Genomic DNA, 19263 nt, shown 5'->3' with positions numbered 1-19263 from the left:
CGTTGCATTTCATGTGTATTTTCTCAAACCCGTATTGCGGCGGATGCGCCGAAACTGCATTGCGGTCACCGATTACCATTCTTATAACAGTTAAGAGAGATTTGGCATGTGCATATGAATGCAGAACTGGGTCCACCTTATCTCGTCGATCTTTAATTAAATGAAACCAATCATCCTGACCTTTACCGCCTTCTACTTACCTGGCTACCGTGGCGGAGGCCCAATCCGAACTATTGCCAATATGGTGGAGCGTTTAGGTGATGATTTTGACTTTCGCATCGTCACGACAGATCGGGACTTGGGTGACAATAATGCATATCCCAATGTGAAGGTAGATGCTTGGAATACCCTTGGAAATGGCAGTGTTTTTTATGCCAGTAACGCCATGCGTTCGTTTTTAGGGTTGGCGAAACTCATGCGAGAAACGCCCCACGATCTGTTGTATCTAAATAGTTTTTTTGATCCCCGCTTCACACTTTGGCCTGTGTTCTTGCGATTGCTTGGACTTGCGCCCAAGCGGCCCTTAATCTTAGCGCCACGCGGAGAATTTTCTGCAGGAGCATTGAATATCAAGTCGTGGAAGAAAAAACCTTTCGTTCAGTTCGCACGCATTTGTAACTTGTTTTCTAATGTTACCTGGCATGCTTCCACTGCTGAAGAAGCGACAAATATCCGAAGAATTTTCCCCCAGAAGGATGGACGCGTGCACATAGCATGCAACATTGCGGTGGCGGGTGATTTGTTGCAAAACGCAGATAGTGCGCTTCCTGATTTTGAAACAAAAGAAAGGGGGTCTTTAGATTGGACTTTGCGGATGTGCTTTCTCTCGCGCATAGCGGCCATGAAGAACCTGGATTACGCGCTAGAAGTACTTGCACACGTAAAGTCGACCATTGACTTCAAAATTTATGGGCCTAAAGAAGATCCAGTTTACTGGCACAGGTGTCATATATTAATTGAACGCTTGCCTTCAAATATCAAAGTCAGTTACTGCGGCTGCGTTGATCATGATGATGTAAAGAAAATTATTGGCGCCAATGATATTTTTTTTGTGCCTTCACGTGGTGAAAACTTTGGACACGTTTTTATGGAATCTTTGTCGGTAGGTGTACCCATTTTGGTGAGTGACCAAACCCCGTGGCGTAATTTGGAAAGTAAAGGTCTTGGTTGGGATATTCCACTTAATCGACCGGAAAGGTTTGCGGATGCGATTGAAAAAGCGTATCAACTCAGTAGTAAAGATTGGCTGAGAATGAAAGTGAATTGCATCGATTTCGCTCGCAAAAAAGCAGATGACCCTATGGCCGTCGAGCTTAATCGTAAACTTTTTTTGAATGTATTGGCCTTAGCGCACTAATTTGCACGTATTAAATTAAGTGGTTTATGTTTTCGAATAATGTTCTTCTAATCACCGGTGGTACTGGCTCCTTTGGTAATGCTGTCCTCAAGCGATTCCTTGATACCAACATTGCTGAAATCCGCATCTTCAGCCGAGACGAGAAAAAGCAGGATGACATGCGCAAGCGCTACAACCATCCCAAGCTCAAGTTCTACATTGGCGATGTGCGGGATTCCCGAAGCGTGGCTTCGGCCATGCGCGGGGTTGACTATGTGTTTCACGCGGCAGCGCTCAAGCAAGTGCCTTCATGTGAATTTCACCCCATGGAGGCGGTCCGCACCAATGTGTTGGGGACTGAGAACGTGCTGGAAGCCGCCATTGCAGCCGGTGTGCAGCGTGTGGTCTGCCTGAGTACTGACAAGGCGGTGTACCCCATCAATGCCATGGGCATCAGCAAGGCGATGATGGAAAAGGTCATGGTCGCATCCAGCCGCAACCTGGAAGGCACCAACACTGTGATTTGCGGCACGCGCTATGGCAACGTGATGGCGTCGCGCGGTTCGGTGATTCCGCTGTTTGTTGAACAGGTGCTCTCTAGCAAGCCCATCACGGTGACAGACCCGGCCATGACGCGCTTCATGATGACGCTGGCTGATGCGGTGGACTTGGTTCTGTATGCGTTTGAGCATGGCAACAATGGCGATATTTTTGTGCAAAAGTCTCCGGCGGCCACGGTAGAGGTGCTAACGCAGGCCATCTTGGCGCTGATGGGCAAGCCCGACCACGAGGTGCGCAGCATTGGCACCCGCCATGGCGAAAAGCTGTATGAGGCGCTGCTGAGCCGTGAAGAAATGGCCTGTGCTGAAGACTGTGGCGATTACTTTCGCGTACCGCCCGATGGCCGCGATTTGAACTACGCCAAGTTTGTGGAACAAGGTGAAGAACGCCTGACGCAAAGCTCGCACGGTGAAACCTATGACTCACATAACACCACCCGGCTGGATGTGGAAGGCATGAAGGCGCTGCTGCTCAAGCTCGACTTTATGCAGCGCATTGCGCGCGGCGAACACGTGGTGGCAGAGGAATAAACCGTCTGGTGTTGCAACTGTCATTTACCCGGCTCAAAATTGAAGCGTATCCATGCAACCATGAAAGCGTCTATGCACCCACTCATTGAATCCCATCGCGCGCAATTGCGCGATTTGGCAAGCCGTTACGGGCTAAGTTCGATTCGGGTTTTTGGTTCAATGGCACGAGATGATGCCAGCAACCTGAGTGACGTCGATTTCTTGGTTGAAGGGTCAGGCCCTCTGTCAGGCTTTTCGCTAGGTGCCTTGCTGATGGATGCGCAAGATTTGCTGGGCCGCAAGGTCGATATCGTGACGGTCAATTCATTACACCCCCTGATGCGTGACCGCGTTTTGCGCGAATCATTGCCGATCTGACGCACCCCATGCAGCCCGGTCCAGACGCCGATTTGGTGTATCTCAGCCACATGATCGAATGCATTAACCGTGTATTCGAGTATTGCGAGGGTGGCGAGTCGAGTTTCAGGCAGTCTTGTTTGATCCAGGATGCAGTGATTCGCAATCTGCAGACGATGGCGGAGTCCAGCCAGCGCTTGAGCGAATCCACAAAAGCCATTGCACCCGATGTGCCGTGGCGTGCCATTTCAGGGTTTCGCAACATCATTGTTCATGATTATCTTGGTGTCGATCTTGATATGGTGTGGCAGGTTGTTTCATCTGATTTGCCGTTGTTGCAGGCCGCATTATTGAAAATTAATGCGAACCCAATTTAAGTTCACTGATGAAAATTTTGATTACCGGCGCCAACGGTTTTATTGGCAAAAACCTTCAACTGCACCTTGCCGAGCGCAAAGATGCCGAGGTGGTTTGCTTTACCTGCAACCATGACGTGGCGGAACTGCCCCAGTTACTGCAAGGGGTGGACTTTGTATTTCACCTGGCAGGCGTTAACCGCCCGCAAGACCCGCAAGAGTTCACCACGGGCAATGCCGATTTAACGCAGGCGCTGTGCGGGGCGGTTTGCGATGTGGCTGCTGCCACGGGCAAGAAGGTGCCCATCATTTGCACCTCGTCCACCCAAGCGGGGCGGGGCAACCCGTATGGCCAGAGCAAGCTGGCGGCTGAACAGGCACTTCACACAGCCACCCTTACCCACGGCATTCCGGTTCACCTCTTCAGACTGCCCAATGTGTTCGGCAAATGGTGCAAGCCCAACTACAACTCGGCCGTGGCCACGTTTTGCCACAATATTGCGCGTGGCCTGCCGATTCAGGTCAACGACCCGGCCGCACCGGTCACGCTGGTGTTTGTGGACGATGTGATTGAACGCTTTGTGCAGTTGATGGACGGCGCTGACGCAGCCGTGGATACCGACGGCTTTGCCACCGTGGCGCCGCAATACACCACCACCGTGGGTGAACTGGCTCGGCTAATTCAGGTTTTCAAGGACAGCCGCGACACGCTTATGACCGAGCGCGTGGGTACCGGGCTGGTGCGGGCGCTTTATTCAACGTATGTCAGCTACCTGCCGGTGGAACTGTTTGCCTACACCGTGCCGCAGCATGCCGACCCGCGCGGCGTGTTTGTGGAAATGCTCAAGACGCCTGACGCGGGGCAGTTTTCTTACTTCACGGCGCACCCTGGCATTACCCGGGGTGGTCACTACCACCACAGCAAGACCGAGAAGTTCCTGGTAATCAAGGGGCATGCACGATTCAAGTTCCGCCACATGCAGACCGGCCAGGCGCATGAGCTGCTCACCAGCGGCGAAAAGGCGGAGATCGTGGAAACTGTGCCCGGCTGGACGCACGACATTACCAATATCGGCTCTGAAGAGATGGTGGTGATGCTGTGGGCCAATGAGGTGTTTGACCGGGCGCGCCCGGATACTTTTGCCTGCCCGGTCTAAATTGTTTCAACCCGGATTTTTGACATGTCTGTCATTCAAGCGAAGTCGCGAATCCGGTGTCGTCATGCAGAACACTCCATCTGATCGTGCAACTACTCATGTGTCATCCCGGACTTGATCCAGGATCCATCGTTGCCAAGTCACCATCGTTTGAAAAATGGCGTTGACTGGACATCACAACTGTTCTGGATTGCGGGTCAAACCCGCAATGACAGAAAAAAATCCGAGTAGCTACTTAATCGTTATGAATCCCCGCTTGCGCAGGAAAAAAATCAAGTGATCCCATGAAAAAACTAAAAGTGATGACCGTAGTCGGTACCCGGCCCGAAATTATTCGCCTTTCGCGTGTGCTGGCGCGGCTTGACGAGCATTGCGAGCATGTGCTGGTGCATACCGGCCAGAACTACGACTACGAACTGAACCAGATCTTTTTTGATGATCTGGGCATTCGCAAGCCCGACCATTTTCTGAATGCAGCGGGCGGCAGCGCGGCGGAAACCATTGGCAAGATCATCATTGCGGTCGATGGCGTGCTGGCCACGGTACAGCCCGAGGCCATGCTGGTGCTGGGCGACACCAACAGCTGCATGGCGGTGCTGCCGGCCAAGCGGCGCAAGGTGCCGGTGTTTCACATGGAAGCCGGCAACCGCTGCTTTGACCAGCGTGTGCCCGAGGAAATCAACCGCCGCATCGTGGACCACACGGCAGACATCAACCTGACCTACAGCAGCATTGCCCGCGAATACCTGCTGCGCGAAGGCTTGCCGCCAGACATGGTAATCAAGACCGGCAGCCCGATGTGCGAGGTGCTGACGCATTACCGCCCGCGCATCGATGCGTCGGATGTGCTGCAGCGCCTTGGCTTGCAGGAAGGGCAGTATTTTGTGGTCAGCGCCCACCGGGAAGAAAACATCGACTCGGACGTGAACTTTGACAAGCTGGTGCAGGTGCTGAACACGGTGGCCGAGCAGTACGGCCTGCCGGTAATCGTTTCTACCCACCCGCGCACGCAAAAGCGCGTAGATGCGATGAAGGTCAAGTTTCACGCCAACGTGCAGTTGCTCAAGCCGCTCGGTTTTCATGACTACGTGAAGCTGCAGTTGTCGGCACGCGCTTCGTTGTCAGACAGTGGCACCATCAACGAGGAATCGTCGATCCTGAACTTTCCGGCGCTGAACCTGCGCGAGGCGCACGAGCGCCCCGAGGGCATGGAAGAAGCCGCCGTGATGATGGTGGGGCTGGAGGTGGAGCGCGTGCTTCAGGGCCTGGCGATCTTGGCCAGCCAGCCGCGCGGTGACGAACGCAGCCTGCGCCAGGTCGCCGACTACAGCATGCCCAATGTGTCTGACAAGGTGCTGCGCATCATCCACAGCTACACCGATTACGTGAACCGCGTGGTGTGGAAGAAATACTGAGCGGCGGGCGATTTAGATGCGTATTGCCTTAATTGCTGATGTGTTTCCGCCGCTGCGGTCTTCCGGTGCCATTCAACTCAGGGACTTGTCGCATGAACTGGTCAGGCAGGGGCATCACCTGACGGTGATGATTCCGGCCTCGGATATTGACTCGCCCTGGCTGCTTGAAAAGCTGGGCGGTGTCGAGGTGTTGCGACTCAAAGCGCCCCGCACCAAGGACATGAGTTACGCCCGCCGCACGGTGGGCGAGTTTTTAATGCCCTTTGCCATGCGGCGCAACCTGCGCAAAAGCCCGTTGGCTGACGTTCGCTGGGACGGCGTGATCTGGTATGCGCCGACGATCTTTTTGGGTCCAATCGTTAACACTCTCAAAAAGGCCAGCGGCTGCCCAAGCTACCTGATCATTCGCGATATTTTTCCGGAATGGGCGGTGGATATGGGGCTGTTGGGCCGGGGCTTGCCTTACCGGTTTTTGAAGGCGGTTGAGGCTTACCAGTATTCAGTTGCCGATGTCATTGGGGTGCAAACACCGGCCAATTTGCCTTACTTCAGCCGGGCCGGCTTAAAGCCGGAACAACGCGTGGAAGTGCTGCAGAACTGGCTGGCCCATGCGCCCAACACCGGTTGCAGTATTTCGGTGGCCAACGGCCCCCTTGCCGGGCGCACCGTCTTTGTGTATGCCGGCAATATGGGCGTGGCGCAGGGCATGGGCATTTTGATCGATCTGGCTGAGCGCTTGCGCGGCCGCAACGACATTGGTTTTCTATTCGTTGGCCGGGGCAGCGATGCCAAATTGCTGCGCGAAGAGGCCAGCCGGCGAAAGTTGGGCAATGTGGTTTTTCATGACGAAATAGCCCCCGAAGAAATTCCGGGCTTGTACGCGCAATGCCATGCCGGCATTGTGGCGCTCGACCCGCGTCACAAAACCCACAACATTCCAGGCAAGTTCCTAACCTATATGCAAGCCGGCTTGCCGGTGCTGGCAAGCATCAACCCTGGCAACGACCTGATCCAGATCATTGATGGTGAGCGGGTAGGGCGGGTGTGTACGGATCAGTCAGTGGACAGCCTGGAGCGTTTGGTGGTTCGCCTGGTGGATGAAATCAGGGCCGATACCGAAATGCCGGCGCGATGCAAAGCCCTGTCTGCCAGGCTTTTTGCGCCTGAGGCTGTGGTGAGGCAGATTACGGCGGCCTTGGCGCGGTGATATGGGGTTGCGTTTGCAAGATAGTGCGATTTATGCAGATTGCTATTTAATTTATAGCTGGTAGTGCCCGCTGATATTGCGGTAAAGCCTGATTTGATCATGAATTTAATCCAGTTCCTTTCTGACTCCGCCCTTGTTTTACCTTTTCAAAATTTTTTCCATCTTCACGCAGCCACTCATTTGGGCGGCTGTGTTGTTTGGACTGTCGGTCTTTCTTTGGTGGGGTCGCGGCATCGGGTGGCTGCCCGATGCTTGCTGCTGGCGGCGTTGGGCTGGACGGCGTTGGTGGGTTGGTTGCAACTGCCCGAAGCGCTGCTGCGCGAGCTGGAAAACCGCCATCCGGCACCCGTGGAAGTGGCCGCCGGGCAGTTGCAGGCTTATACCGGTGTGGTGGTGCTGGGCGAATCACCGGAACGCCTGAAAGCGTCGGTAACGCTGCTGCGCCAGCACCCGCACCTGCGGCTGCTTTTTACTGGAGGTGATGGCAAGTGGTGGGCCAGCGGCCCCACTGAAGCAGACCAGGCCGAGGCGTTTTACAAGCGCATGGGCGTGCCGGCTGATCGCCTGCCGTACGAGCGAACCTCGCGCACCACTTATGAAAACGCCGTGTTGGGCGCGGTCGTGCCGGGCGTTGACGTTGCACAGCCTTGGTTGCTGCTGACGTCGGCCCGTCACATGCCCCGGGCGCTGGCGGTTTTTAGGGCCGCAGGCTGGCATATGGCGCCGTATCCGGTGGATTACCGCCGCGTGGGGTTTTCGCGTTGGTCAGACTATTCGCTAGCGCGCGGTGCTGTGCGCTGGCAGCTGGTGCTGCATGAGGCGATGGGGCTGGCGGCCTTTGCTGCGGTGGGCTTGGCGGATTTTTGACGGTTTGGGCCCACAGGCCACCGCAAAAATATGCTGGTATCACGAACTGCCGAACGGTCGTGTCCTGGCATGAATACCTTGACCATCAAAATACCGCCGCAGCTTGAGCAAGAAATTGCGCTGGCCAGTGAGCGCGAGCGCCTCAGCATGGCGGCGCTGGTACGACGCGCCTTGGTGGCTTACATCAGCCAGCGCAATGCGGCTGTGCCTGGCTTGTCGGCGCTGGAGCAGGCCAGTGATCTGGTGGGTGTCGTCAAGGTGGCCATGTCGCTGGCCGATGAAGTGACTGCAGTCCGCGCGCTGTTAGAGCGCTGCGACAACGTGCCCGCGTCTTTGGCCGATGCGTGCCTGGTTCGCATGTCGGAACTTTATGAACCGTGCCGGGTGATAACGCTCGACTGTGATTTCCACACCTATCGCCGCCATGGTCGAAAGGTGATCCCGGTCTTGACACCGCGCCCCTGAGGCGGTCAGCTTGGCCACAGGCGTCACCTCCGAGTTAATCGGGGCTAACCGGAGCTAGTCGCTCATGGTCAAGGCAGTGGGCTGGGAATTGGGTCAACTGACACGACTTGTGACACGGCTACGGGCCGGTTCACGGGTTTTCATTGACGCGGGTGAACAATATGGCCGGCAAAATGGGTAACTGTTTGAGGGTATGGGAATTTTTTCCTGCATGAGTAAACCGCCCCTGAAGGCCGGGTTCGGCGGCATTTCCAGACACTGATAAATTGCGTTTTTAAAAGGAAAAACCAAGAAAAACCTGAAAACTTTTTCTTTGGCAAATTCATTTGGATTTCATTTTTTTATGGTTTGAATTAAATATTACACTTAAGGTGCGGAACTTTAATTTTTTTTGCTTTGCAGTCCGCTACCGGAACGGTGGCCATTCATCTAGAACAGGATCACCATGGATTTGAGGACAGGCATCCGGCAGCGCATCCACCAGGCGTCAATGGCCCTAGTGGGGCTGGTCATGCTGCCTACCGCCGCGCTGGCCCAGGGGCTGGGTGTGGCGAGTGTGGGCGCTACCGGCGGGCTGACGATTCCGTCGGCTTATGTGCTTGAGCAAGGTGACATGGCGCTGAGCCTGGGCAACTACCAGGACCCAAAGCTGGGCTCGTTCAACCGCAGGCAAAACTATTCCCTGGGCTTTGGCCTTTTGCCGGGTGTTGAACTTTTCGGACGTTTTACCGAATACACCAGCCGGCAGGCCGCATCCCCCGGGGCGCCTAATTTCAGGGGAATTAGCGACATCTCTGCCAACATCAAATGGCAGTTGCCGATTGATCTGCAGGGCGTGCCCAAGCTGGCTGTGGGTGTGACTGACATTAGCGGGGGCGCGGCGTTTTTCAAGTCTAAATACGCGGTGGCTAGCGACGAGGTCGGCCCGCTGCGCTGGTCGCTGGGCTATGCTCAGAGCAATCCACCGTTGGGAGGCACGGTCGGTGCCAAAGTGCTTGATGGCGTGTTTGGCGGGGCCGAGCTCAAGCTGGGCAGCAGCCGCGCCACGCTGCTGGCCGAAACCGACGGCACGCAGCAGCACGCCGGCTTGCGTTATTATTCTGAATCATTGCCTTCGCTGGGTGACGCGCAACTGGTGGGCACGCTTCAGCGCTCGTTTGGCGCCACTACCCTGGCCGGGCATTTTGCCAATGCCACCAGTGTCAATGTGTCGCTGGTCGTGCCGCTGGGCACGGCCGACAAGGCCCGCCAGACCCGAACGGACGCCGCTGCCCGGCCGTTGCCTGCCCTGGATCAGGCGGTGGCAGGTGCCATGGTGGCCACGGCGCAGGACCGGCTCGATGGCCTGGCGCGGGCCTTGCGCGCCACTGGCCTGGACCGGGTCCGCGTTGGCATGCTGGGCAACGAGTTGGTGGTGGAGTATGAAAACTACCGCTATTTGCACAATGAGGCCGATGCCCTTGGCATCGTGCTGGGGCTGGCAGCCGAAGCCGCGCCAACGGGAACCACTCGCATCAATGCACTGACCCGCAAGGCAGGACTGGAGGTGCTTGAAACATCGGTCGATGTGGCAGCGTACCGCAGCTTCCTTCGGGATGGCGATGCGGCGCGTGTGAAGAACACACTGGGCTTTGGCCTGTTGCCCGGCTATGACGACACTGCGGTGCAATGGGCTGCAGGCGAGGCCGGGGCTGGTCGACGCCAGACCCGGCTGCGCGTGGAAGTCAAGCCACTGCTCAATTACACGTTGGGTACCGAATTTGACGCTTTTGATTATTCGCTGGCCGCAAATGTGCGCAGCACGGCGAGTCTGTGGAAGGGGGCGCAGGTTTATGCCGACGTGGTGCAGCGCATCGCCAACAGTTCCAATATTGATCCGGGACGTGTGTTTGCCAGTTCTCGACAACGCAACGGCTTGAAAACACTGGCGCTTCAACAGTCGTTCTGGCTGGCCCCGCGCCTGTTTGCCAGTGTGGGCGCCGGAAAGTTTGACCATGACGGCTTGGGCGCAGAGGGCGAATCCATCCTGTTTCTGCCTTGGAATGCCGACACGGTTCACTTCAAGGGCAGTTACCTGCGGCGCCCGGACGATGCGCTGTCGCGCACAACAGAAGCCTATGCAGGGTCGTACCGCTTGCGCTTCAGCCCTGAAACTTGGATCGAGGCCGGTTACGAGCAGTACACCGACCGTTCCACCGGGCCGTCGGTGGTGTTGACGCGCTGGTTTGGCGATGCGGCGGTACAGCTGTTCGCTCGCAAGGGGGGCAACAACACCTTCGTGGGCCTGGAGTTGAACCTGCCGCTCACCCCGCGCCAAGGCATGGGGGCCGGACCTGTGCAGCTGACCGGCACCCCGCGTTATGCGCAGTCGATCCGCACGCGCCTGACGAATGGCGGCAACACCGGCAATTTTGTGGACAACGGCGCCGTGCGATCAGTGAACCTGAATTACAAGCCTGAGGTGGAAATGCTCAATTCGGGCCGTATCGCCCCGGCTGACATTACGGGCCAAATCCAGCGTCTGCGCGAGTCTTTCTATCTTTATGCACGAGACCAGATTGATTGAGTTTTCAAGGAGAGGACAGACCTTCCCGGTCTGTTCTTGTGTGTGTGCCTGTGCCGATATTGGTACTTTTTAAGGATTTTTTATGAATTTCAACAAGTTTTCCCTGGCCTGCCTGGTTTTGAGTGGCAGCGCCTTGCTGGTCGCCTGTGGCGGCAGCAGCAGCGGGTCGCTTTCACCGGCACCTATTGCCTCCACCAACACGTCGGCCGCCATCAATCCGCAATCGGGCGCGGCAGTGGTGAGCGGTGTGCTGGACAAGAGCTTTGGATTCAGCTCGGGTGTTCCTTCTTTTGGCACCACATCGGCCACATCCCTGAAGCTTTCGGGCACGGGCGCAGCGCCGTCGTTCGCCATCAGCTCGGCTGAAGGTTCGGCCACTGGTGCCATGACCTACGGTTCATGCATTTTCACAGTGGGCCAGTCCAGCTACCCCGCCACCTCTCCTCTGGCATCGGGCAAATCGGTCACGGTCAGCCCGTGCAGCCTGACGGTGGCCACCATTGGCCTCAAGGGTGACGGCATTGCCACTCCCGCAAACGTGACCTTTCAACTGGGCACGGTCAATTCCAGCCCTGTTTCCGTGTCGGTGTCGATCAGCGCAACAGGCGTCGTGACGGTGAGCGGCTTCACCATCGGTACTGTCACCGTGGTTGCTGCCACTGGTGCTACTGGCGCTGGCAGTTAAGGCAACGGGCTCTGCCCGGTTTGAGAAAATCCCCGCCTGGAGCGGGGATTTTTTTTGCAGTTGCCCAGGCTTCAGGAACGCACGGCTTTCTGTGTATTCCGAAACAAGGCTATCGCCCGGCCGTATTTTTATGCTGGCAATCCGTCTCAGCCAACAAAAAACCCGCTATGCCTATGCGGCATGCGGGTTATGAAGGGTTCTGATACGGTCTGATTCTACTGAATGGTGCCCGGGGCCGGAATCGAACCGGCACGCCTTTCGGCGGGGGATTTTGAGTCCCCTGCGTCTACCAATTTCACCACCCGGGCAGTAAAACCAAAGAACGAAATTATGGCACAGTGTGGCCTATGAAATTTCAAACGATTGAAGACGCCATCGGAAAAACACCGCTGGTCGCACTGCAGCGAATTGCAGCTGCCGAAAACACGGTACGCGGCAATATTGTTCTGGGCAAGCTCGAGGGCAACAACCCTGCCGGGTCTGTCAAGGACCGGCCCGCATTGGCCATGATCCAGGGCGCCGAGGCGCGGGGCGAGATCCAGGCCGGCGACACGCTGATTGAGGCCACCTCGGGCAACACCGGCATTGCGCTGGCCATGGCCGCCGCCATCAAGGGCTACCGCATGGTCCTGATCATGCCGGAGGACCTGAGCATCGAGCGCGCGCAGACCATGAAGGCATTTGGTGCCGAGTTGATCCTGACACCGAAAAGCGGCGGCATTGAATACTCGCGCGATCTGGCCGAACGGATGCAGCAAGAAGGCAAGGGACGGGTGCTGGACCAGTTTTCAAGTCCCGACAACCCGCGCGTGCATTACGAAACCACCGGCCCTGAAATCTGGAACGACACGGCCGGCACGGTGACGCACTTTGTCAGCGCCATGGGCACCACCGGCACCATCACCGGCGTGTCGCGCTACCTGAAGGAAAGAAATCCGGCGATCCGGATCATTGGCGCGCAGCCAAGCGAAGGTTCGCGCATTCCGGGCATTCGCAAGTGGCCCGAAGCCTACATGCCGAAGATCTACGACCCGCGCCATGTCGATGAGCTGGTCTTGGTCAGCCAACTCGATGCAGAAGACATGTGCCGGCGTATGGCGCGCGAGGAAGGCATCTTTGCCGGCATCTCGGCAGCTGGCGCCTGCTGGGTGGCGCAGGACATCGCCAAAAGGGTTGAGGACGCGGTGATCGTGTTCATTGTGTGCGACAGAGGCGACCGCTACTTGTCCACCGGTGTGTTTCCTGCGTGATGAATTTGTAATTCCGGTTCTACGTCCATCCCGCTCCTAATCTGTCATCCCGGGATCCATGTCTTCTTCCCAGCACAGACATTGGACATGGGGTCATGGGGTCATGGGTTGCGGGTCAGGCCCGCAATGACAGAAGGAGAAACGACAAGCGGGCCTTAGGCTGAATCCTTGCTTTTCTATTGCCTAAAATAACGGCAATCCAAGGAAAACCATGAATATTGACAAAGAACTCGACACCCGCGGCCTGAACTGTCCGCTGCCCATCCTGAAGGCCAAGAAAGCGCTGGTTGACATGGCTAGCGGCCAGTTGCTGCGGGTGGTGTCCACCGATGCCGGATCGGCCAGGGATTTTCAGGCATTTGCCAAGCAGACCGGCAACGACCTGGTGGACCAGCAAACCGTGGGCAACGAATACATCCACGTGCTCAAGCGCCGTTGATGGCGGGCTGCCTGAACAACGCCTGGCAATCGCGCGTCGGCTCGTGGCTTTTCTGGTAAACCGGAGCCAGGCATTGCCCCCGCTCCGTTGAACCCGTTCTCTGTGTCATCCCCTTCCTGTGCCATCCCCTTCCTCCCTGTCGTCCCCTCCCTCTCTGTCATCCCGGGCTCGACCCGGGATCCATCCCTTTTCCCCAGCGACCGGGGGCCTGGATTGCCCCGGATCAAGTCCGGGGCAGGCTCATCAAGCCCGCAATGACAAAAGAGAATGTGAAGAGCAATCAAGATAGCTCGGAAATTAAATTTACAGCATAAAAAAAGCCTCTGGCGCAGACTGCATCTGTACCAGAAGCTATTAATTCAGTAGCAGTGCCCGTCAAACGGGCCACACTTTAGCGCTCCAGGTTTTCAGCCCGGCGTTCCTTGCCTGACCAGCCAATCTGCAAATGGTCCAGGTAGTTCCTGAAATACGCGCCGACTTCTGGGTGCTGCAAGGCAAGCTCCACCGTGGCTTCCAGGAACCCTTCCTTGCTGCCGCAGTCGTAGCGTTTGCCCTGGTACTGGAACGCGTAGACACTTTCGTGCTGCATTAGCCCGGCAATGCCGTCAGTGAGCTGGATTTCACCGCCAGCGCCTTGGGGCTGGTGGCGCAGCAGCTCGAAAACGGCCGGCGTGAGGATGTAGCGGCCCGCTACGGCCATGCGTGAAGGGGCTGCCTCGGGGGCTGGTTTTTCGACCATGTGGCTGACCTTCATCAGGTGCTCGCCAACCATTTCACCGGCCACGATACCGTAGCGCCGGGTCTGTTCGGCAGGCACTTCCTGCACTGCCAGAATCGATTGCTGAAGCTCCTGAAACTGCTCGGCCATCTGTGCCATCACCGACATTCCGCCTTGGGGGCCGACCATCAAGTCGTCCGCCAGCAGAACCGCAAACGGCTCGTTGCCAACCAGATGCTCGGCGCACAGCACGGCGTGGCCCAGGCCCAGCGAGCGCGGCTGTCGGACAAAGGAAACCGTCATGTCGTCGGGCTGGACCGAACGCACCAGAGACAGCAATTCGTGTTTTTCGGCCTTTTCCAGTTCGGTTTCCAGCTCGTACGCGGTGTCGAAATGGTCCTCGATGGCGCGCTTGTTGCGGCCCGTCACAAAAATCATGTCCCGGATACCGGCTGAGTAGGCTTCTTCTACCGCGTACTGAATCAGCGGCTTGTCCACGATGGGCAGCATTTCCTTGGGGCTGGCCTTGGTGGCGGGTAAAAAACGGGTTCCGAGGCCGGCGACTGGAAATACTGCTTTTTTCAGAGTGGATTTTTGCATTGACGTTTCTTGAAAAATTAAGGACCGATTGTCGGGCTTTGAAGGCTTGGCCGGTGTCAGACTATGTCCCGAATTACCCTTCGTCAACTCTGTAAACACTGCAGCAATGTAATGCGGTATCGAATTATTTGAGCCTTGCCAGTTGCTCGCGAATCTTCTCCAGCGTGCTGGTGAACTCTGTCAGCCGTCTGCGTTCTGTTTCCAGCACGGCGGGCGGCACCTTGGCGACAAAGGTTTCATTGGCCAGCTTGGCCTGCACCTTCAGCAGCTCGCCTTCAAGCCGCGCGGCTTCCTTGGCCAGGCGCACTTTTTCAGCGGCCACATCCACTTCCATGTAGAGGCAGACGCGCGCATCGCCGACCACCGCCACAGGGGCGGCTTCGGCAGCAGCGACCCATTCGGCCTCCGTGCCGAACAGCTTGACCTCGCTGAGCTTGGCCAGCGACCTGAGCACGGGCGCCACGGCGTTGATGAAGGCGTCATCCCCCACTACCAGCAGCGGCAGTCGCGTGGCCGGTGACACCTTCATTTCGCCGCGCAGGTTGCGGCAGGCATCGACCAGCGTTTTCAGCCTGGCGACGTGTGCTTCGGCCAGCAGGTCGATTTTTTCAGGCTGGCTTTGCGGGTAGGGCGCCTGGCCGATGAATGGACCGGCCTTGCCCGCCACAGGCGCGACCTTTTGCCAGAGTTCCTCGGTGATGAACGGAATCAAGGGGTGCGCCAGCCGCAGGATGCCTTCCAGCGTGCGGATCAGCGTGCGGCGCGTGGCGCGTTTTTGCGCGTCGCTGCCTTGCTGGATCTGCACCTTGGCAATTTCGAGGTACCAGTCGCAGAACTCGTCCCAGATGAACTGGTAGATATGGCCGGCGACATTGTCCAGGCGGTAGTCGGCAAAGCCCTTGGCCACGTCCGCTTCGACGCGCTGCATGGTGGAGGCGATCCAGCGGTCGGCCTGCGAGAAATCAAGGTAGTTTTCCATCGCGCCGCCGGGCGCGCATTGTTCCTTGCTGTGTTCATTGAGGCCGCAGTCCTGGCCTTCGCAGTTCATCAGCGTGAAGCGCGTGGCGTTCCAGAGCTTGTTGCAAAAGTTGCGGTAGCCTTCGCAGCGTTTGCTGTCAAAGTTGATGGAGCGGCCCAGGCTGGCGAGCGAAGCGAACGTGAAGCGCAGTGCATCGGCGCCGTAACCCGGAATGCCGGCCGGGAATTCCTTCTCGGTGTTCTTGCGCACCTGCGGCGCCGTTTCGGGCTTGCGCAGGCCCTGCGAGCGCTTGTCCAGCAGCGGGGCGAGTTCGATGCCGTCGATCAGGTCGACCGGGTCGAGCACGTTGCCTTCGGACTTGCTCATCTTTTTGCCCTGTGCGTCCTTGACCAGACCGTGGATGTACACGTGGTGGAACGGCACCTGGCCGGTGAAGTGCGTGGTCATCATGATCATCCGGGCGACCCAGAAAAAGATGATGTCGTAGCCGGTGACCAGTACGCTGGACGGCAAGAACAGGTCCAGCTCTTTGGTCTTTTCAGGCCAGCCCAGCGACGAGAAGGGCACCAGCGCCGAGGAATACCAGGTGTCGAGCACGTCTTCGTCGCGGCGAAGCGTTTTGCCGGGGGCCTGTTTCTGCGCGTCTTCTTCATTTGTGGCGACATAGACCTTGCCGTCTTCGTCGTACCAGGCCGGAATCTGGTGGCCCCACCAGAGCTGGCGCGAGATGCACCAGTCCTGGATGTTGCCCATCCACTGGTTGTAGGTGTTGACCCACTGCTCGGGCACGAACTTGACCGCGCCGCTCTCGACCGCGTCAATCGCTTTCTGGGCGATGGATTTGCCGGTCGGGTCTTGCGGGCTGACCTTGTTCACGGCGACAAACCACTGGTCGGTCAGCATCGGCTCGATGATCTGGCTGGTGCGGGTGCAGCGCGGCACCATCAGCTTGTGTTTTTTGACTTCGACCAGAAAACCCTGCGCTTCCAGGTCGGCCACGACAGCCTTGCGGGCGACGAAGCGGTCCATGCCGCGGTATTTCTCGGGTGCGTTGTCGTTGATGGCGGCATCCAGTGTCAACACGCAAATGATGGGCAACTGGTGGCGCTGGCCGACCGCGTAGTCGTTGGCGTCATGCGCGGGCGTGACCTTGACCACGCCGGTGCCGAATTCTTTATCGACGTAGTCGTCGGCAATCACCGGGATGGTGCGTTCGCACAGTGGCAGGGTGACCTGCTGGCCGATCAGGTGAACATAGCGTTCGTCTTCGGGATGCACCATGACGGCCACGTCGCCCAGCATGGTTTCGGGGCGCGTCGTGGCCACGGTGATGGAGCCCGAGCCGTCGGCCAGCGGGTAGCGGATGTGCCACATGAATCCGTCTTCTTCCTCGCTCTCGACTTCCAGGTCGGACACGGCGGATTTCAGCACCGGGTCCCAGTTGACGAGACGCTTGCCCCGGTAGATCAGGCCCTGCTCGTACAGCTGCACGAAGGTCGAGGTGACGACCCTGGACATTTTCGGGTCCATGGTGAAGTACTCGTGCTTCCACGACACCGAATCGCCCATGCGGCGCATCTGGCGCGTGATGGTCGAGCCGGACTCTTCCTTCCACTCCCAGACCTTGCTGACAAAGTTCTTGCGCGCCTCGGCAGGGCTGGTGCCCATGTCGTGGCGCGTCTTGCCCGATTCGGACTGCAATTTGCGCTCGACGACGATTTGCGTCGCGATGCCCGCGTGGTCGGTGCCCGGCACCCACAGCGTGTTGTCGCCCTTCATGCGGTGGTAGCGCGTCAGCGAATCCATGATAGTCTGGTTGAACGCATGGCCCATATGCAGCGTGCCGGTCACATTCGGTGGCGGCAGCTGGATGGCAAACGAAGGCTTGGCGGCGTCCAGCGTTGGTTCGTACTGTCCGCTTTGCTCCCACAGCGGACCCCAGTGCTTTTCAATGTCGGCAGGCTCGAAGGACTTGGCCAGGCTGTCCAGCCCCGGCGTGGGGGGGAACACCTTGACAGCGTCGGTGGCAAGGGCGGTCGGGGCAGGGGGGGCAGCTTGGGTCATGGGGCTATGAGAAACGGCATTGCAGGGATGCCGCCTGGGGTTAGAAGGAACTGAGGTGATTTTATTCGACGGTGATGACGGGGTGGCGGGCCTTGAGTACGGGGCATTACTTTCCTGGCGGCAAGCATGCAGTGCGCTTTTCAGGTTGAACGTCATGACAGGCGTCCGTGTCATTCAGCACTGCTTCAGTCATCATGGCATCCTTGCTTGTTTCGTCCGGGGCTGGACCCAGGAACTGTGGCTTTGGCCAAGCGCGATTTTTCAGCCATGTCGCTAGCCAATCCAGGCACTGCCCAAAGATTTGCAGTTAAGCTTTTACTCCACCGTGTCTCCATCCAATCTACCTCCCCTCCCACCCCTTGCGCCGCGTATCCGCCGCGGTGCCCTGGCCCTGCCCGGCATCCGGAGCATCGGCATGGCCCATCCCCTGAGCTGGCTGGTGCGTGGCGCACGGGACCTGAGGCGCGGCGGCTGGCTCAGCCTGCTGCACGGTCTGGTGCCTGCCGCGTTCGGTGGCCTGCTGGTGCTGTTGGCGCGCGACCGTTTCTGGCTGCTGGCCGGTGCCTTTTCGGGTTTTCTGGTGGTGGCGCCGGTGCTGGCCACCAGCCTGTACGCCATCAGCCGGGCGATTGAACGGCGCGAGCCGGTCAACCTGCGGCTTGTCGTCAACACCTGGACGCGCTGGCAGTATTCGCGCCATGCGGCCAAGGGCGGCTACTGGAGCATGGTGCGCTTTGGCATGCTGCTGGCCTTGGCCGGCACCGGCTGGGTGGTGACGTCGGCCGCGCTGATCACCCTGCTGGCGCCGGAACCTGTCAGTACGCCACTGGATTTCCTGCGCCATGTGGTGCTGGCGCCGGGCGGCCATGTTTTTGAGCTTTGGCTGACCTTGGGCGGGCTGATGGCGGCCCCGATCTTTGCGTCCAGCGTGATTGCCATGCCGCTGCTGCTCGACCGCCGGGTCGATGTGCTGCAGGCGGTGCTGGCCAGCTGGCAGACGGTGCTGACCAATCCGGTGCCGCTGGCCTTGTGGGCAGCGCTGATCATGCTGCTGACGCTGATGGGCTTGGGCACGCTGCTGCTGGGGCTGGTCGTGGTGCTGCCACTGCTGGGCCATGCCAGCTGGCATGCCTACCGCGACCTGGTTGATGCCAGTGCGTTGCCCGAGCGCGTGCCGCCCGAGGGCGCCGCCTGATGTTCGGCTTTTCGGAAGAGCAGGTGGCCGCCTTTGGCCTGTCGTTCGGCGTGGGCGCGTTCATGCTCTACATGCTGTTCATCATCGGTCAGCTGGCGTGGTCGTCCAAGGCCGGAAAGTTTGGCACCTTTGTGATTTTTCTGGGCCTGGCTTTCGGCATGGTGGGCTTTGTCGCCAAGTACTTCATCCAGTGGATATTGGAAAAGTAAAACCCCAGCCCTGTCTGCCGAGGTTGAGTTTTTGAATGAAAAACCAGTCTTGCGCAATACCAGTATGCGCTGACAGCTATTAAATAAATAGCTATGCAATAGCCCTTGAAAATCACGCTGGCCGAGTCAAGTGGTCCGGTCTTGACACAATCGGCTCATGAAAAATGACTTCAAGGGCAACAAGCAGGCGCTGCCCCATAAGCTGTGTGCCGTTTGCGGCCGCACCATGACCTGGCGCAAGGCCTGGGCGAAAAACTGGGCCGAGGTGCTTTACTGCTCGGACGCCTGCCGCGCCAGGAAAAAGCCTGGCGGTGCTGCAGCATGACCG

Annotated in this window: 18 protein-coding genes and 1 tRNA gene; 16 read left to right on the top strand and 3 right to left on the bottom strand. The window is 58.1% G+C overall.

Features of this window, described 5'->3' with window-relative positions:
• The first annotated feature begins 160 nt into the window (after positions 1 to 160).
• From H4V98_RS16815 to H4V98_RS16765, 11 genes are all read left to right on the top strand, one after another.
• Positions 161 to 1357 (top strand): glycosyltransferase, encoded by a 1197-nt coding sequence (locus H4V98_RS16815; protein ID WP_280757732.1) that lies wholly within the window; start codon positions 161 to 163, stop codon positions 1355 to 1357.
• A 26-nt stretch (positions 1358 to 1383) separates the two neighbouring features.
• Entirely contained in the window at positions 1384 to 2427 is a 1044-nt protein-coding gene (locus H4V98_RS16810) for a polysaccharide biosynthesis protein (RefSeq protein ID WP_280757731.1), read from the top strand.
• A 72-nt stretch (positions 2428 to 2499) separates the two neighbouring features.
• Positions 2500 to 2784, top strand: coding sequence for a nucleotidyltransferase family protein (locus H4V98_RS16805; protein WP_280757730.1), 285 nt, complete (start codon positions 2500 to 2502; stop codon positions 2782 to 2784).
• A gap of 8 nt (positions 2785 to 2792) precedes the next feature.
• On the top strand, positions 2793 to 3140 hold the full coding sequence (locus H4V98_RS16800) for a DUF86 domain-containing protein (RefSeq protein WP_280757729.1): 348 nt from the start codon (positions 2793 to 2795) through the stop codon (positions 3138 to 3140).
• A gap of 8 nt (positions 3141 to 3148) precedes the next feature.
• Positions 3149 to 4276, top strand: coding sequence for a capsular polysaccharide biosynthesis protein CapF (locus H4V98_RS16795; protein ID WP_280757728.1), 1128 nt, complete (start codon positions 3149 to 3151; stop codon positions 4274 to 4276).
• 284 nt (positions 4277 to 4560) lie between these two features.
• Positions 4561 to 5691 (top strand): UDP-N-acetylglucosamine 2-epimerase (non-hydrolyzing), encoded by a 1131-nt coding sequence (gene wecB, locus H4V98_RS16790; RefSeq protein WP_280757727.1) that lies wholly within the window; start codon positions 4561 to 4563, stop codon positions 5689 to 5691.
• 16 nt (positions 5692 to 5707) lie between these two features.
• Positions 5708 to 6898 (top strand): glycosyltransferase family 4 protein, encoded by a 1191-nt coding sequence (locus tag H4V98_RS16785; RefSeq protein ID WP_280757726.1) that lies wholly within the window; start codon positions 5708 to 5710, stop codon positions 6896 to 6898.
• Positions 6899 to 7183: 285 nt separating this feature from the next.
• The gene (locus tag H4V98_RS16780; RefSeq protein ID WP_280757725.1) at positions 7184 to 7765 is read left to right on the top strand and encodes a YdcF family protein; all 582 of its coding nucleotides are present in this window, start codon (positions 7184 to 7186) and stop codon (positions 7763 to 7765) included.
• 78 nt (positions 7766 to 7843) lie between these two features.
• The gene (locus tag H4V98_RS16775) at positions 7844 to 8230 is read left to right on the top strand and encodes a hypothetical protein (RefSeq protein ID WP_280757724.1); all 387 of its coding nucleotides are present in this window, start codon (positions 7844 to 7846) and stop codon (positions 8228 to 8230) included.
• A gap of 445 nt (positions 8231 to 8675) precedes the next feature.
• Positions 8676 to 10796 carry a YjbH domain-containing protein gene (locus H4V98_RS16770; RefSeq protein WP_280757723.1) on the top strand — a complete coding sequence of 707 codons (2121 nt, stop codon included), beginning with the start codon at positions 8676 to 8678 and terminating at the stop codon, positions 10794 to 10796.
• Positions 10797 to 10878: 82 nt separating this feature from the next.
• Complete coding sequence (locus H4V98_RS16765; RefSeq protein WP_280757722.1) at positions 10879 to 11481, top strand: hypothetical protein; 603 nt, start codon at positions 10879 to 10881, stop codon at positions 11479 to 11481.
• Between the two features lie 223 nt (positions 11482 to 11704).
• Here the strand turns inward: H4V98_RS16765 and H4V98_RS16760 are convergent.
• A tRNA-Leu gene (locus H4V98_RS16760) sits at positions 11705 to 11789 on the bottom strand.
• Between the two features lie 39 nt (positions 11790 to 11828).
• Here H4V98_RS16760 and cysM point away from each other — a divergent pair.
• Positions 11829 to 12731 carry a cysteine synthase CysM gene (gene cysM, locus H4V98_RS16755; RefSeq protein ID WP_196864833.1) on the top strand — a complete coding sequence of 301 codons (903 nt, stop codon included), beginning with the start codon at positions 11829 to 11831 and terminating at the stop codon, positions 12729 to 12731.
• Between the two features lie 211 nt (positions 12732 to 12942).
• The gene (locus H4V98_RS16750; RefSeq protein ID WP_036805254.1) at positions 12943 to 13170 is read left to right on the top strand and encodes a sulfurtransferase TusA family protein; all 228 of its coding nucleotides are present in this window, start codon (positions 12943 to 12945) and stop codon (positions 13168 to 13170) included.
• Positions 13171 to 13561: 391 nt separating this feature from the next.
• Here H4V98_RS16750 and galU read toward each other — a convergent pair whose 3' ends face one another.
• Both galU and H4V98_RS16740 read right to left on the bottom strand, forming a co-directional pair.
• Positions 13562 to 14488: a UTP--glucose-1-phosphate uridylyltransferase GalU gene (gene galU / locus H4V98_RS16745; RefSeq protein WP_280757721.1), complete on the bottom strand. Its 927-nt coding sequence runs from the start codon at positions 14486 to 14488 to the stop codon at positions 13562 to 13564.
• Positions 14489 to 14612: 124 nt separating this feature from the next.
• Positions 14613 to 17531 (bottom strand): valine--tRNA ligase, encoded by a 2919-nt coding sequence (locus tag H4V98_RS16740; RefSeq protein ID WP_280757720.1) that lies wholly within the window; start codon positions 17529 to 17531, stop codon positions 14613 to 14615.
• Between the two features lie 415 nt (positions 17532 to 17946).
• On the opposite strand from H4V98_RS16740, the gene H4V98_RS16735 reads away from it, so the two are divergent.
• The 3 genes from H4V98_RS16735 (at position 17947) to H4V98_RS16725 (ending at position 19260) form a co-directional block, all read left to right on the top strand.
• Complete coding sequence (locus H4V98_RS16735; protein ID WP_196864830.1) at positions 17947 to 18726, top strand: DUF2189 domain-containing protein; 780 nt, start codon at positions 17947 to 17949, stop codon at positions 18724 to 18726.
• Positions 18726 to 18935: a DUF2788 domain-containing protein gene (locus H4V98_RS16730; protein WP_196864829.1), complete on the top strand. Its 210-nt coding sequence runs from the start codon at positions 18726 to 18728 to the stop codon at positions 18933 to 18935. The genes H4V98_RS16735 and H4V98_RS16730 overlap by 1 nt, the downstream gene beginning before the upstream one ends.
• A 157-nt stretch (positions 18936 to 19092) precedes the next feature.
• The gene (locus H4V98_RS16725) at positions 19093 to 19260 is read left to right on the top strand and encodes a DUF2256 domain-containing protein (protein WP_196864828.1); all 168 of its coding nucleotides are present in this window, start codon (positions 19093 to 19095) and stop codon (positions 19258 to 19260) included.
• Positions 19261 to 19263: the final 3 nt, after the last annotated feature.

The sequence above is a fragment of the Polaromonas sp. CG_23.6 genome (genome assembly GCF_029892315.1).
Classification (GTDB): domain Bacteria; phylum Pseudomonadota; class Gammaproteobacteria; order Burkholderiales; family Burkholderiaceae_C; genus Polaromonas.
The sequence above is the reverse complement of the archived record's forward strand: the minus strand, read 5'-3'. Positions and strand labels throughout refer to the sequence as shown.